At 68.6% G+C, this 14,076-nt stretch carries 11 protein-coding genes and 1 pseudogene; 3 read left to right on the top strand and 9 right to left on the bottom strand.

Translation table 11 applies throughout. The annotated features are described in order from the left end of the window. Nucleotides 1-142: 142 nt before the first annotated feature. Nucleotides 143-1,036: a glycosyltransferase family 2 protein gene (locus QSK05_RS11115; protein WP_285596790.1), complete on the bottom strand. Its 894-nt coding sequence runs from the start codon at nucleotides 1,034-1,036 to the stop codon at nucleotides 143-145. 368 nt (nucleotides 1,037-1,404) lie between these two features. On the opposite strand from QSK05_RS11115, the gene QSK05_RS11110 reads away from it, so the two are divergent. Next, nucleotides 1,405-1,938, top strand: coding sequence for a hypothetical protein (locus QSK05_RS11110; protein WP_285596788.1), 534 nt, complete (start codon nucleotides 1,405-1,407; stop codon nucleotides 1,936-1,938). Between the two features lie 54 nt (nucleotides 1,939-1,992). Here QSK05_RS11110 and QSK05_RS11105 read toward each other — a convergent pair whose 3' ends face one another. From QSK05_RS11105 to QSK05_RS11095, 3 genes are read right to left on the bottom strand one after another with little or no spacing between them, the layout of a single operon-like run. Then, the gene (locus QSK05_RS11105; RefSeq protein WP_285596787.1) at nucleotides 1,993-2,451 is read right to left on the bottom strand and encodes a hypothetical protein; all 459 of its coding nucleotides are present in this window, start codon (nucleotides 2,449-2,451) and stop codon (nucleotides 1,993-1,995) included. 51 nt (nucleotides 2,452-2,502) lie between these two features. Beyond that, the gene (locus QSK05_RS11100; RefSeq protein WP_285596786.1) at nucleotides 2,503-3,741 is read right to left on the bottom strand and encodes a phosphatidylinositol-specific phospholipase C1-like protein; all 1,239 of its coding nucleotides are present in this window, start codon (nucleotides 3,739-3,741) and stop codon (nucleotides 2,503-2,505) included. Continuing rightward, nucleotides 3,738-5,054 (bottom strand): FAD-dependent oxidoreductase, encoded by a 1,317-nt coding sequence (locus QSK05_RS11095; protein ID WP_285596784.1) that lies wholly within the window; start codon nucleotides 5,052-5,054, stop codon nucleotides 3,738-3,740. The genes QSK05_RS11100 and QSK05_RS11095 overlap by 4 nt, the downstream gene beginning before the upstream one ends. 151 nt (nucleotides 5,055-5,205) lie before the next feature. On the opposite strand from QSK05_RS11095, the gene QSK05_RS11090 reads away from it, so the two are divergent. Next, on the top strand, nucleotides 5,206-6,084 hold the full coding sequence (locus QSK05_RS11090; protein ID WP_285596782.1) for an alpha/beta fold hydrolase: 879 nt from the start codon (nucleotides 5,206-5,208) through the stop codon (nucleotides 6,082-6,084). A gap of 148 nt (nucleotides 6,085-6,232) precedes the next feature. Beyond that, nucleotides 6,233-7,294, top strand: a pseudogene (locus QSK05_RS11085) (sodium:solute symporter family protein); the annotation flags it as partial. A gap of 53 nt (nucleotides 7,295-7,347) precedes the next feature. Here the strand turns inward: QSK05_RS11085 and QSK05_RS11080 are convergent. The 5 genes from QSK05_RS11080 to QSK05_RS11060 form a co-directional block, all read right to left on the bottom strand. Continuing rightward, complete coding sequence (locus QSK05_RS11080) at nucleotides 7,348-7,794, bottom strand: hypothetical protein (protein ID WP_285596779.1); 447 nt, start codon at nucleotides 7,792-7,794, stop codon at nucleotides 7,348-7,350. Further along, nucleotides 7,791-8,066: a hypothetical protein gene (locus QSK05_RS11075; protein WP_285596778.1), complete on the bottom strand. Its 276-nt coding sequence runs from the start codon at nucleotides 8,064-8,066 to the stop codon at nucleotides 7,791-7,793. The genes QSK05_RS11080 and QSK05_RS11075 overlap by 4 nt, the downstream gene beginning before the upstream one ends. 897 nt (nucleotides 8,067-8,963) lie before the next feature. After that, on the bottom strand, nucleotides 8,964-10,997 hold the full coding sequence (locus QSK05_RS11070) for an AfsR/SARP family transcriptional regulator (RefSeq protein ID WP_285596776.1): 2,034 nt from the start codon (nucleotides 10,995-10,997) through the stop codon (nucleotides 8,964-8,966). Nucleotides 10,998-11,179: 182 nt separating this feature from the next. Continuing rightward, on the bottom strand, nucleotides 11,180-12,118 hold the full coding sequence (locus QSK05_RS11065) for a LysR family transcriptional regulator (protein ID WP_285596774.1): 939 nt from the start codon (nucleotides 12,116-12,118) through the stop codon (nucleotides 11,180-11,182). Beyond that, nucleotides 12,111-13,946, bottom strand: a complete 1,836-nt coding sequence (locus tag QSK05_RS11060; RefSeq protein WP_285596772.1) for an AfsR/SARP family transcriptional regulator — start codon at nucleotides 13,944-13,946, stop codon at nucleotides 12,111-12,113. The genes QSK05_RS11065 and QSK05_RS11060 overlap by 8 nt, the downstream gene beginning before the upstream one ends. Nucleotides 13,947-14,076 lie beyond the last annotated feature (130 nt).

Below are 14,076 nucleotides of genomic sequence, written 5' to 3'. Positions count from 1 at the left end.
TAAGGGGAGGTGAACATCAAATGATGAACCCGGACTGGTAAATCATCGGCCGGCGGCGGATCCCGCGCGCGCATGTCCCGCCGCCGGCGCACCGGCCCAGGCAAGCCCTGCCGGATGGGGTGGCCGCCGAACCCCCCGGAAGCTAGCGCGCACCCGCCGAACGGGACAACGGCGACAGCGCTGCGTGCGGTTGAAGGCTCCTGTGCCCTACGTGCCAGGCAACAACCCAGAGCAGGGCCACGGGATGACGTCCTTGTCGTACCAGCTGAAACAGCCTGACGTGAAGAGCGGCCCGCTGACGAGAACCCCGGGAATCCTCGGAGACCTTCCCGTAGCGCGTCTCCAGCAGCGCCGCTGCCCGCCCGTAGGCGCGGCCCTGCCGCCACACTGAAGTCGCCGACGAGCGCAACCGTACGTGCACGATGGCCTGCGGCACGAAGACCAGCGGTGAACCGGCGAGCTGAATACGCCAGCACAGGTCCGTGTCCTCGAGTGTTTCGACCTCGGCGTCGAACCCGCCGACGGCTTCGAACACGTCCCGCCGTACTGCCATGTTGCCGGCCCCGGCGTGCGGCAGATCGGGCCCGAACGGTGATTCCTGAAGGCCGGAGCTCTGCTGCAGGGGCCGCGACCGGTAAGCACGCGCCGAATTCAGTTTGCAGGGCTCAAATCTACCTGCGATGAAAGTATTCTCGGCCAGAGCTGCGCCCAGTGCCTCGAGCCAGGTCGGCGTGACCTCGTCGTCCGCGTCGCAGAATGCCAGGTAGTCGTGGCGGGCGACAGCCGCTGCCGCGTTGCGGGCCGGTCCGGCGCCCGGCTGGTCCGAGGAGTCGATGATCCGGAACCCGGGAAGGCGATCACGGAACCGTTCCGCGATCGCCCGGGACTCGTCGGTCGATCCGTTGTCGCTGATGATCACCTCCCAGGGTCCCCGGTAGGACTGACGGGTCAGGGCCTCGAGCTGTAGCCACAACGTGTCCGCGGCGTTGCGGCAGGCGATGATGACCGTAAGGGTAAGTGGGACTGCGTTTCTCATCTCTTGGCCAATCCGTGGCATGGATATTGGTCTTCGGAAGCTTATGAGCGTTCCGGCGTCGCTCGATCACCTCCGGACGCCGTCCCGGTCGGAGAGCCCACTCATTCTGATCTTTCAGCCAGATGCTTTCGACCGGCCAATCCGCGCTGAAGAACGAGTGAACGGAACCCTCGTCGCCTACAGCCTCCGTTCAGTGCCCCATAGTTGTCTGTTCCTGGACTTGATCAATCGAAATCAATGGCGAAGTCAACTGTTCGCCGACCGGCGAACAGGATGTCTTGCGGATGGCCAACCCCGACAGGGATCACGGCCCGCCGTCTACATCCTGGACAAGGTCGACCCAGGCACCCGAAAGGACATTCCCCACAATGGTTGAAAGGTCGGAACACCGGCCCGCCGATGCCCCGACTGCGTCCGTTGTCTCCCCCAACCTGGTGATCCGTCTGGGCCTGACCCACGTGCTCGAGCACGACGGAGGTTTCCGGGTGGTTCAGAGCGCGGCCTCGATCCCGTTGCTCAAAGATGGGATCGAGGCGGACGTCACCGTCATGGATCTATCGGCCTACCACGTCCGGATCGACGACGTTCTGAAGGGACCGGTCTTCGGTCGGGGCCACGGACTGGCACTCTGTTCACCCGAAAGCGTTCCCGAACTGGGCCTGGCCCTTCAGCGAGGACTGCTCGGGCTCGTCGCCCGGGACACTGGTGCAGACGGCCTACTCCAGGCGATGACCTCGGTCATGGCCGGCAACCTCCACATCGACGCCGCCCTGCTGAGACCGTTCTTCGAACAATTGACGCGTCCTCGCCCGGTCCCGAAGCAGCTGAGCACCCTCGAGGCCGACCTTCTCCGCCTGATCGCCCGGGATCTGACCCGTAGATCGACACGCGAAGGGATCTGACCGTCCTGAACTCCTACCGATCAGGTCCCGGCCGGGTACCTCATCGTCCCGACATCACCCCGAAGCGGGCACCCGGGCATTGATGTCGCGCAGTAACCCGACCGCGGCGTCGACGTCCACGTGCCCGAACTCCACCAGGGTCGCCAGATCCTCCAGCTCCTTGGTGAGGGCCGCCGCGCCGACGATGCCCTGGTTCAGATCCTCGGCCGCCAGCCTGCGGGCGCTGTAGGCTGCTGCCCCGGCGAGCAGCATGGCCGCCAGACAGAGCAGGCGCCAGACCTCCAACGACGCGGGAAGCCTGAAGAAGTCCCCGAGAGTGTCGGTGAGAGCGCTACCGCCGATCCCCGGCCCCGCCGCCGCGAGAGCGCTGACTGCGCTGCTCAGCATCGTGACCCGGTGCAGACGCTCCGCCAGGAGCCGCTTCTCGGCCAGGTAGGTGTCCATCTCGGCCTGCCGCCGCTCGATCATCTCCAGCAGTCTGCTCTTCGCGCTGCCACCCGACTCCACGTTCATCATCTCACCCGACCTCGAATCATCTTTCTGTGTCAAAAGGCTCAGCTCCCATCACTTGTCCGCCGAACACGACTCCGGCGCGTTCACCGGATTGCAGCGCACCGACACGCCACTGGGCAGCGTGACGGCATAGTCGGTCTTGAACCTCGCGGCGATGCCCGGAGCCGGGTAGTCCGTGCTGACGAACTGGGCCCCGCTGGCCAGGGCGGCATCCCTCAGCCTGGTGTCGTTCTTGCGCGCCTGCACGGTGTCCTGATCGGCCCGGGTGCGCACCAGGTAACCCTGGCGCACCAGCTCCTGGATACGGGCCGCGTTCGCTCCCGTCGGGTCGTTCTCCTCGACGAAGGCCGCATCCTTCTGTCCCGGTGTGGAATTCGTGAACATGACACGCTGCCTCAGGCCCTCGTGTCCCTTCAGGTACTCGTCCCGGTAGGTGCCGGCGTTGTCCATCAGGAACATCACCTTGCCCCGGCTCTCACCCACCGTCGGCCAGCCGTTCTGCAGCACCGCGGACTCCAGGCTGGAAGCCTCGCCGCGAACCCGGTCCGGCGTGATGATCTCGTCCGGCGGGAAGACCGAGGCGATGTCGGCGTCCACCGTGTCCATCCGGGGCGAGGTCCACGGCACCGGATCAGCCAGCAGCGCCTGCTTCACCGCGGAGACGATCTGCTTGCGCTCCGCGGCCGGCTTGCCCTCGGTGATCTCCTCCTGCTGGTCGCGCACCTCCTTCTTCTGGGCCGCGCTCCAGGTGAGCGAGGTGTCCTTGAACTCGATCAGGAACGTGATCGGGATGTGCTCGGGATGCCGGTCCGACCAGGTCTTGACCTCCTGCAGGCACTCGCGGAAGGTCACGCAGTTGCTGCGGTAGTCGACGTCCTGGATGTGCAGCACCTTGTTGCCCGGTGCCCGCATCTCCTGACCCAGCGCCCCGCCGAGCGTCAGGGTACGGATCAGCGGTCTGGCGTACAGGCCACCCTGGGGATCGAACCAGACGTCGAACTCCAGCTGTCGCACGTTGAACTGGCCCAGCTGCTGGCCGACCGAGGCGTAGGTGTACTCTAGGGCGTTCGCGGTGTCACCGACGAGAGCCTTGCGGAACGATTTCTCCCGCTGTCCCGCCTCCAGGTGGTAACTGTTGTGCGAACCGATGACCTGGATCTGGTTGAGGGTGACCGAGTCGTCGATCGAATCCGGGCCGAGGTTTTCGGAACCGGGAGGTGATACCTCCGTCCCTCCGCAGGCTGCCAGAGCAAGGACAACGAAAAGTGCTGCGAAAATGGTCCTCTTCATGCTGCTACCTCCACGCGACGGGCGATCTCCGGTGCGAACAGCGCCGCGGGTGGGTCAATGAGCTGGGCGACCCGCAGAAAGGCGCCGGCCAGTTCAGGGTCCTGGACGGCGGCCCGTCGCAGGTGAGCCAGATACGTCACGCGCTCAGGATCGAGACCGGAGCGGTCGCCAGTGGTCTCGGCGAACTGCAGGTCGGTTGCGGCGACGGTGGACCAGGGAACGTCGATGAGAGCCTCGGCCGCGAGGAAGAACTCGGTGGAAAGCTCCTTCGCTCCCTCCTCCAGAAGCCTTTTCAGCAGTAGCGCCTCCAGCGCCGCCACCGTCATTCCCTGGCCGTACACCGGATTGAACGAGCACAACGCGTCCCCCACGATCAGCAGGCCCGCGGGAAAGCGGTCCATCCGGTCGTAGCGCACCCGGGTGCTGGCCGGGTACCGCATCTTGACCGGACTGCTGAGCGGCACCGCGTCCCGGATGATGTCCGCGATCCCGGGGCTGTCGAGATGCGCCACCCAGTCGAGCATCCCCGCGTCGTCCGTCGGCGGTACCGCACCGAACCGGCCGGTGATGGTGACGATCCAGGTGTCGTCCTCCTGCGCGAGCGCGAAGGCACTGCGGGTACTTCCGGGATAGGCCCCGATCGAGAGGCCCGCCAGCCCGTCGAGATCATGCGGCTCCCGACGGTAGCGCCGGGTCACGTATGTCACCTGCGTCTCGATCCGCTGCTGGGGTGCCTGCGGAAAACCCAGTCGCTCGAGCCAGAGCCGGCCCCGGGCGGACCGTCCGGTGGCATCCACCACGAGATCGGCCCCCTCGACGGAACCCGGCCCCCGGCCGTCGGTGAACTGGACTCCGTCGCAGCGGGCGCCGTCCGGCGTGGCCAGCAGACCGGTCACCGTGTGGTCCGTCAGGAACCTCACGCCGGGTAAGGCCGCCACCCGGCGACGGACGGCGAACTCGAGCAGGCTCCGGCTCGGGACCAGGGCGAACATGCCCGAGGCGCCCCGGGCGAGCGGGCGGCCGTCCACCCACCATTGCATGTCGTCCTGTACGTCGAAGACCGGCGCCCCCTGGTCGATCAGCTCCGCGCTCAGACCTTCGAACAATTCGTCCAGCGCCGCGCGTCCCCGGGCCAGGAGCCCGTGGACGTGCCCACCCTGCGGCACCCCTTTCCGGGTGCCCGGCTCGTCCGGGAAGATGTCCCGGTCCAGCACCATGACCTCGTCGAACGTTGCGTGCAGGGCTGCGGCCGCCAGCAATCCGGCCATGGAGCCACCGATGACCGCCGCCCGTCCACTCTGCCTGTTCCTCATGGGTTCCACGGTAGGCAGGGCCAGTGGAGCAGCACTGAACATGCTGACGACCGCGACTGGACAACCACTGGACTCCGGCCCGATCAAAGACAGGAGCGCATCGGAAGATCCGGTCCATTCGTGATCAAGACCGGGCCGTCAGGGTGAGAGCGTGCCCACTACGCATCACCCATCAAAGGGAAACCTGGCTGCGGGAACTCACTCCCTCCCGGTCGGCGACGCCCACATGGTCTACCACGTGGCCGGCTCCGGCCCGGTCATGATCACCCACTCCGGCGGCCCGGGCGTCGGCTATGCCTACCTGCGTTCAGCAGCACTGGAAGAGCACTTCACCATGGTGTATCCCGAGCCTCTGGGAACTGGTGCCTCCGGCCCTCTGCCGGGGAAGGCGACCTTCGACGACACCTATGCCGACGTCCTCCATACCCTTCTCGAACACCTGGGTGTCCCCCGGGCCTACCTGCTCGGCCACTCGCACGGGGGCATCGTCGCCCAGCGTTTCGCGCTGCGGCACCCCGACCGGGTCGCCGGTCTCGTTCTGTACAGCACCACACCGACCACGGACGCCGGGTTCTGGCAGTCGGCCCGGGAAACGGCCCTGGCCTATCGGCACCGGCATCCGCTGGTCCCGGAGACCGCCGACGTGATCGAGGCGTTCCGGGCCGACTCCGACGGGATGGACGAGGCCGGGAAGTCCGCACTCGTGCGCCGGGTACTGCCACTGTACTTCGCCGACTTCTGGTCGCGACGCGAGGAGTTCGCCGGTCTGCGGGCCGAGGTCCGATCGTGGCCGGTCTCGTTCGACTCCACCGTCGTCGACCACGGGCCGGACCTACACCGGCTGCGCACCCCCACGGTCATCGTGACCGGCCGCCACGACTTCATCTGCGGTCCGGTCTGGGCCCAGATGCTGTTCGACCGCATCCCCGGGTCCCGACTCGTGATCCTGGAGAACAGCGGTCATTTCGCCAGTCTCGAGGAACCGGACGCGTTCCTCGCCGCGGTGCTCCCACTGCTGACCACGGTCTGACCCACCCGGGAGCAACCGTTCTTCCCACCGATCGAAGGATCCACGACAACATGGCTTCGCCACACCGCCCGGTCGGTCACAGCCCCTGGCACTGGCTGCTTCTGGTACCCATCGGGGTTCCGCTCAGCACTGTGCTGTTCAACCATGACGGGCTCCGGCGCTGATTGCGTTCGTCAAGGACGCCCTGATCTATCTGGTGATCATCGTCGCGGTCATCGTGATCCCGTACAAACTCGGCGGCTGGAGCTTCATCTTCAGCAGCGCCGAAACGGCTCTGGCACAGACGAACCCGAAAACCGGCCTGCCCAAGGGCAGCATCCTGCTGAATGCGAACAACCAGCTGCAGTACATTACTTTGGCCCTCGGTTCGGCCCTGGCGCTGTTCCTCTACCCGCACTCGCTCACCAGCGTGCTGGCGGCCAAGAACCGCGACACGATCAAGAAGAACAAGTCCGCGCTGCCGGCCTACACGTTCCTGCTCGGGCTGATCGCGCTACTCGGCTACATGGCCCTGGCCGCCGGCATCAAGCCGGTGACCACCGGCGGCAAGGCCGACACGAACACCATCGTGCCGCAGCTGTTCGACCAGATGTTCCCGAACTGGTTCGCCGGGGTCGCCTACGCGGCGATCGCGATCGGCGCGCTCGTGCCTGCCTCGATCATGTCGATCGCGGCCGCGAACCTGTTCGCCCGCAACATCTACAGGGAGTACCTGCGCACGGACGCCACGGCGAAGGAGGAGGCGTCGGTCAGCAAGATCACCTCTTTGGTGGTGAAGATCGGCGCGGTCGCGGTGATCCTCTTCCTCGAACCGCAGTTCGCCATCGACCTACAACTCATCGGCGGTGTGCTGATCCTGCAGACCCTGCCGGCGGTGGCCATCGGTGTCTTCACCCGCTGGCTGCACCCGTGGGCGCTCAGCACCGGCCTGGTGGCCGGGCTGGCCGTCGGCATCGGGATGCTCTACCAGATCCCCAACCCGAACAACGGCAAGGACCACTTCGGCGGCTCCGCCTACAAGCTGGCCCTGGCGGGCCTGGACAGCGACAAGCAGATCTACGTCGGCTTCGTCGCTCTCCTGGTCAACCTCGTTGTCACGGTGGTGCTCACGGTGGTGCTGCGCTCGGCCGGGGCGCCCCGGGCGTTGGACATGACCAAGCCCGACGACTACGAGGCCGATCGCACCCCGTCCGCGATGGGCGCTGCCTAGGGCGTGGATCGACGGACCGGGCCGTGGGAGCCCCTGACTCCCACGGCCCGGTCTCAGCCGTTCCAGGACCAGTTCGATCGCCGGTAGGCGATCCGCATCCCGGCCCAGCGCATGGCGCCGAAGGCTTCCCCTGCCTCCTCCGTACCGGGCGAGACCCAGTCGCAACCGACTCCGGCCGCGGACACGATGCAGTCCCAGGTGTCGGGAAGTACCGACGGGGCCAGCCCCAGCATCCCGGACGTGCCCCGGTTAGCCTCCCAGATCCCGATCACGTCGGTGATCAGGTCGAGGGTGACCGGTTCGGTGAACCCGAGGCCGAGCGCCCGGCTCCAGCGGTCCGAAGGGTCGTCCCGCATCGAGAGCACCACGCCACCGGCGTATCTCGTGGCGCTGAGGCCCAGCCGTCCCGGGACCGGACCGGGCATTGCGCTCCCGAGCTGGTACAGGGCTTCGGCCTCGATTCCCTCGACGGCGGAAGGACCCGGCTCCCGGCTGTTCACGGCCGGTCCCCCAGAACCGGCCCGCCACCGGGGAAGGGTGGCGGTCCGTCGCGATGCAGCGCCTCGAGATCCGCCCGGATCTCGGCCAGGAGGCCATGACGGTGCAACTCCTCGAGGTCGGCCCGGATCTCGGACCGGTGCCCGTCACCGACCGGCAACAGCGAGGTTTTCGGCGACGAGAAGCGCCCTTTCGGGGCGCGAGGTCGTGGCCCCTGACGCACGAGCTGTGTGACGATGTCCGCCAGCGCGGCCTCGCGGTGTTCAGACTTCATGGTCCGTCTCCATTCCTGAGCCCGGTTCACGACCGGCCCGGACGCATGATGACCGGGGGCCATTGACGCCGGATTGCTGAACGTCGTCAAAAATGATTGCTTCGTAACGAATCTCAAGGTTCAACGAGCAGGTATCCTCAAGGGGCGATCTGTTTCGATTGACAAACAACGGAGTTCCCCATGCCTTTCCGTGATGCCGCCCAGGCGGCGTTCCGCACGGGCGACACCCCGACGGTGACCGCCCTGGCCGAGACCGAGCTGGAGCGCAGCACGGCCGCCGGCGACCGGCCCGGTCAGGTCGAGTCCCGTTACTACCTGGCCCGGGTCGCCCTGCGCGCGGGAGATCTGGCCACGGCCGGGCAGCTGGCCGAGCAGGCCCTCGAAGTGGCGGCGGCGAGCGGTGTCCGCGGTCTCGAGGAGCGCCCGCGACACGTGCTTGCCGCCGTCAGCCGGATGACCGGCAACCTACCCCGGGCCCGCCTGCTCTACGAGCAGAGCATCACCCTGAACCTGACCCTCGGCAACATGCGCTCGGTGGCCACCGAGTACTACAACCTGGCGATGGTCGAAGTCGGCCTGGGCGACCTCGAACGGGCCGGCCAGATCATCCGGCGGTTCCGGCGATCGGTCCTCGACGAGGACTGGGACGACTTGCTGCCCTATGTCTGCCTGGCCGAGGCGTCACTGGCCTCGGCCCAGGGCGACCAGGAGAGCGCGGCGCTCATGATCGGACTCTGCGAGAGCACGTTCGCCTCGCTGGGGCAGGTTCCCGACCCCGACGACGCCGCCGAGCTGACCCGGTTACGGGCGGCGCTGAACCGGCCGTCGTTCTCCGAAGTTCTCGCGCGTGGAGGGGAACTGGACGCGAGGACGGTTCTCCGGGCCGTCCGTAATTTCTCAGATCTGGTAGCCGGCCTGGTGAAGGAGATAGTGGTGCAACCGGTTCGCGGCGCTCGACCGGTCGTCCGGGCTGTCGGTCGCGGCCAGCAGTTCCCGAGCGTACGCCCGCACCAGGACCTGCGAGCCGAACCGCCCGGGGGCGACCTCGCAGATCAACGACGATTCCGCCAGTTCTTTGAGCAGAAAAGCTGTTTCATTGTCCGCGATCCCGAGCAGACTGGCACAGACCGGTACGGTCACCGTCTCGTCGTCATGGAGCGCCAGAAGACGGAAGAGCCGGGCCGCCGATTCGCTGAGCTGCTCGTACGACCAGACGTAGAGGCTGCGCGGATCCTCCGGGCCGCCGTCCCGCGCGAAGGCCTCCAACCGCGAGGGCACCCGGCACAACTGCGTCATCAGTTCCGCCGGCCCCAGCCCCGGGAAGGCCGAGGCCCGGGCGGCCACCAGCGCGAGCGCCAGCGGCAGACGACCGCACAGATCGATGATGTCGTCGAGCACACAGGTCTCGGCCGGCACGTCGTCCGGCAGCCGCGCCGCGAGAAGGTCACGGGCGGTCCGCGCCGAGGGTAGTCCGACCGGCAGGAGGCTCGCGCCCTCGACGGCGGCCAGCCCCGGCAGCGGCGGGCGGCTGGTGACGAGGACGAGACCGCGGGCGGAGTTCGGGACGAGAGGCCGCACCTGCTGGATCGTTCGGGCGTTGTCCAGCAGGACGATCATCTTCTTGCCGGCGGTCAGGCTGCGGTAGAGGGCCACCCGGGCTTCCACCCGCCCGGGCAGGTCGGCTGCCGGGATGCCGAGCGAGAGCAGGATCGTGGCCAGGGCGTCGGGCGTCGCGACCTCCGCCCCCGCACCGTCGCGCAGGTCGAGATAGATCTGCCCGTCCTCATACCCGCCGGACAGGGTGTGGGCCAGATGAACTGCCAAGGTGGACTTTCCGACGCCGGCCATCCCGCTCATCGCGATGACCACGGGCCCGTTCGTCTCCCGCCGCACGATCTCCCGGACGAAGTCCATCTCGGTCTGCCGGCCGACGAAGACCGGCAGGTCCGGGGGCAGCTGGGCGGGACGGATCCGGGCGGGTGGGCGCAGCGAGTCGCCGAGGCGGCGCATCGGGGGCAGCGCATGCACCGGGTCGTCGTGGCGGCGACCGGTGAACGCGGGCCGGGCGGCCGGTTCCGGGGCGGTCGAAGGATCGCGCTTCTCGGCCGCGAGCGCCCGGCTCAGTACCTGCCGGCGGGCGGCCCGCAGTTCCGGCCCGGGTTCCAGCGCGAATTCCTCGTCCAGGCGGGTGCGTACGGTGTCGTAGACGGCGAGCGCCTCGACCTTGTGCCCGGCGGCGTCGAGGATCTCGACGAGCTGAGCTTGGAGCGGCTCGTTGAGGGGGTCCCACGAGGCGATGCGGCGGAGCAGGCTGAGTACTCCGGCGGGGTCGTTCACCCGGAGGGCGAGTTCGGCGGCCTGGGCGGCAGTATCGAACAGTTCCCGGTTGATGGTGTCGAACTCGGCCACCTCGAAGATGGTTTCGGCCAGATCTCCGGAGTACCGCCCCTTCCACAAGCGTAGTGCGTCCTGGTAGAGCGCCAGTGCGTGGGTGTCCTCACCGGCCCGAGCGCTCGTCTGGGCCTGGGCCACCAGGTTCCGGAACCGCACCAGGTCGCTCATGCGGGGGTCGTCGGTCAGCTGGTACCCGCTGCCCTGGCGGACGAGCCACGAGCCGCTGTCGCGGGCGGCGACCCGGGGTTCGAGCAGGCGCCGCAGCGAACTGACGTACTTGTGAACGATGTTCACAGCGCTGGCGGGTGGGTTGCCGGCCCAGAGGATCTCGACGATCTCCCGCATCCCGACCTGCTGGCCGGCCCGGGCCATCAGCAGGGCAAAGAGGCAGCGCTGCTGGCGGGGGCCGAGATCGAGTTCCCGGCCGTCGCGCCAGATCCGGACGGGGCCGAGAACCTGGGCCCGCAGTGACGGTTCGATGGTTCCTCCGGTATCCGCGGTATGAACGGTTTCGGGGGCTGAGGTGTGAGTGAGCATGTCTCCGCCACGATGCTTGATGTCCCTAGCACGAAATCGGGCACAGTATGCCCATACCTGCCGGGCCGGAGGACTCTTCCCCGTGATGCTGTGAACTGCGGCACTCGTCGTCCGACGCTGCCACCGCCCCTTTCCCGCAGGTGCGGGCGAAGCTCGGACGGGAATGATCTGTGCGGGAGATGTCAGGCATTCGCCGGGGAGATGCCCGGTGTCCCGTGGTCGTCCTGCACGCCGAGGTCCCGGGCGAAGGCGGACGCCACCGGTGCGGTCTCGGAGTACGCCGGGAGGATCACGCCGACGCCCGTGGTCAGGCTCAGGTTGCGCACGGGGACCTGGCGTACGGCGGGGGTGCGGCCGTTACCGATGCGGGAGGGCAGGCGGGACGGCACGAAGCCGAGGCCGGTCCCAGTGGCGAGCAGGTCGAGGATCAGGGTCCAGTCGTCGACCTCGGCAAGGATGCGCCGCTCGAGCCCGGCCTCGCGGAAGGTCTCGTCGATCAGTTTGCGGGAGGCCCAGGTCCCGGGGACCTCGACGAAGGCCTGGCCCTTCAGGTCCTCGAGGGAGACATCCAGGGCGCCGGCCAGTGGGTGTCCCGGTCCGCAGGTGAGGGTGAGTTGCTCGGTGACGACGGGGAACATGCGCAGGCGCCCGGCCTTCTCGGGTAGAGCGGCGACCGCGCAGTCGAGTTCTCCGGCCTCCACCATGAGGATGAGCCGGGCCTCGGCGGCGGAGAAGATCTGCACGTCGATGCCGGGGTGGGCGGTCAGGAAGTCGCCCAGGTGACGGGCGAGAGGGATCATGTGCTGGGCGCAGCGGGTCACGCCCAGCCGGAGCCTGCCGCTGAGCACCTCCTGGGTGTCCAGCACGGCCCGTCGGGCCGCGCCCACTGCTTCGATGGCCTGACGGGCCGGGCCGACCAGGGCCTCACCGGCGGCGGTGAGCCGGACCGGGCGGGTGCCACGCACGTAGAGCTCGGCGCCCAGTTCTCGTTCCAGCATCTGGATCGAGTTCGACAGCCCGGACTGCACGATGCCCTGGCTGCGGGCGGCGGCGGTGATGCTGCGGGTCTTGGCCAGTGCCGAGAAGTGCCGCAGCTGACGAATTTCCAGTCGCTCAAGCACAGATCAGCCCTACCGGGGGGAGGTCGGGTAAGTCGTCGTCGGGGCAGGCCTGGACGACCGCGACGGTACGCGCGTACTCGCGGATCAGGGAGGGGTACTCGTAGCTCCAGGAGGCACTGCGCACGATCAGCCCCCGGTCGGACAGGGCCTCCAGCAGGTCCTCGGCCTGTTTCGGGCCGACGTCGAGCAGGAGCGCCGCGGTGATCGCGGTGATCCGGCCTCCTTCGGCCAGGGACATCAGGCTGAAGGCGCGGGCCAGGTCGCCGGGCAGGCGGCGGCAGGAGCGTTGCAGCGCGAGGGCCGGGGCAGCGGGACTTTCGGTCCCGGCGCCGGCCAGCACCAGGGCGGTCACCCGTTCCGAGGCGAGCGACCAGTGCGGTCGCCTCTCCAGGACGGCGGCGGCGTAACGGATCGCGAACGGCAGGCCGGACAGCCGTGTGACGAGGTGTCGGGCGGCCTCGAGGTCGCGGTCGACCCGGTCCGGGCCGAGCAGGTCGCGCAGGAGGTCCAGGCCCTCGTCGGTGCGCAGAGCGGGCAGAGGCAGCCAGGTTCGGACCGGGGTTTCGCGCAGGGGGAGCCGGCTGGTCACCACGACCGCGGCCGGGCCGGGGGCACGGGGCAGGAGCGGCGCGAGCTGGGCGGTGTCGTGGGCATCGTCGAGGACAACCAGGATCTGGCGTTCCCCCAGCAGCGCGTGCCAGGCCTCGACCTGCTCCGCGAGGCCGGCCGGGACCTGCGCGGCAGGCACGCCGCAGGCGCCCAGCAGGGACGGCAGCAGGCGGGCGGGGGGCACCGGCTGGTCGTCACGGCCGTGCAGCGAGGCGAGGACCTGCCCGTCTGGAAACTGCTCGCCGAGGCGATGCGCGACCTGCACGGCCAGGGCGGTCTTGCCGGCGCCGGTGACCCCGGTGAGGCCTAGGGCACGCGGGCCCGTGGCGGCGAGCTCGGTACCGATCCGGTGGATCAGGTCGCTGCGACCGGTGAAGCCCGGCGAGGTCCCGCGCAGCGGACGCACCGAGGCGAGGACCGCCGGGCCGACCGGGGACCGGCGCGGGACCGGGGTCACCGTGACCGGGCGGCTCTGCAGGATCTCCTGGTGCAGCGTCTGAAGGGCCGGACCGGGGTCGACCCCCAGTTCCTCGCCCAGCAGGCGGCTGGTGCTGTGGAACAGGCGCAGGGCGTCCGCCGGTCGTCCCGTGCGCAGCAGTCCGAGCATGAGCAGCTCCCGCAGTCGCTCGTCGAACGGGTACTCACCGATCACCGGGGTCAGGATCGCCACCGCCGAGCCGGGTTGGTCGCGGGCCAGGTCGACGGTCGCGCACTGTTCCAATGCACTCAACCGCAAACGCTGCAGACCGGCCCGCTGCTGTTCGGCGAACGGCCCGTCCGCCTCGCCCAGCGGTGTCCCCTGCCACTGGGCGAGCCCCAGACGCAGAGACGAGGCGGCGGCCTCCAGGTCACCCGCGTCCCTCTCCCCGGCCGCCTGCCGGACCCGACGACGCAGGTACCACGCGTCGACCGTGTCGTCCTCCGTCACCAGCCGATAGGTGCCCTGGCGTGCCTCGATCACGTCCGGATGCCCGGCCTCGGCGAGGATCCGGCGCAGCCGGGAGATGAACGTGCGCACCCCGGGAACCGCCGAACGTGGGGGCACCTCGGTCCAGAGGGCCTCGACCAGTTCGTCGACCAGCACGCTACCTCCCTCGCGGAGCAGCAGGACCCCGAGGGTCAGGCGGCACTGAGGGGTGCCCAGGTCCAGTTCCTGGGCACCCGACCAGGCCCGGACCGGGCCGAGTACGGAGAACCACAGCCCACTGCGCGATGGCATGTCTGGCGGCTTCCTCTCGTCGAGGCCGTCCGGAGCCCACGGAGCTCGTCAGGTGGTCCGGTCGGCCGATGTCTGTCGGCCAACCACAGTGGCAACCATCACTGCATTTCCAATTCACGGCGACTGACTC

Origin of the sequence: Kineosporia sp. NBRC 101731, assembly GCF_030269305.1 — a bacterium.
Taxonomy (GTDB): Bacteria; Actinomycetota; Actinomycetes; order Actinomycetales; family Kineosporiaceae; genus Kineosporia.
The sequence above is the reverse complement of the archived record's forward strand: the minus strand, read 5'-3'. Positions and strand labels throughout refer to the sequence as shown.

Coding starts and splice junctions, on each gene's coding strand:
- QSK05_RS11115 (WP_285596790.1), bottom strand. CDS start 1,036: ATGAGAAACGCAGTCCCACTTACCCTTACGGTCATCATCGCCTGCCGC.
- QSK05_RS11110 (WP_285596788.1), top strand. CDS start 1,405: ATGGTTGAAAGGTCGGAACACCGGCCCGCCGATGCCCCGACTGCGTCC.
- QSK05_RS11105 (WP_285596787.1), bottom strand. CDS start 2,451: ATGAACGTGGAGTCGGGTGGCAGCGCGAAGAGCAGACTGCTGGAGATG.
- QSK05_RS11100 (WP_285596786.1), bottom strand. CDS start 3,741: ATGAAGAGGACCATTTTCGCAGCACTTTTCGTTGTCCTTGCTCTGGCA.
- QSK05_RS11095 (WP_285596784.1), bottom strand. CDS start 5,054: ATGAGGAACAGGCAGAGTGGACGGGCGGCGGTCATCGGTGGCTCCATG.
- QSK05_RS11075 (WP_285596778.1), bottom strand. CDS start 8,066: ATGAAGTCTGAACACCGCGAGGCCGCGCTGGCGGACATCGTCACACAG.
- QSK05_RS11070 (WP_285596776.1), bottom strand. CDS start 10,997: ATGCTCACTCACACCTCAGCCCCCGAAACCGTTCATACCGCGGATACC.
- QSK05_RS11060 (WP_285596772.1), bottom strand. CDS start 13,946: ATGCCATCGCGCAGTGGGCTGTGGTTCTCCGTACTCGGCCCGGTCCGG.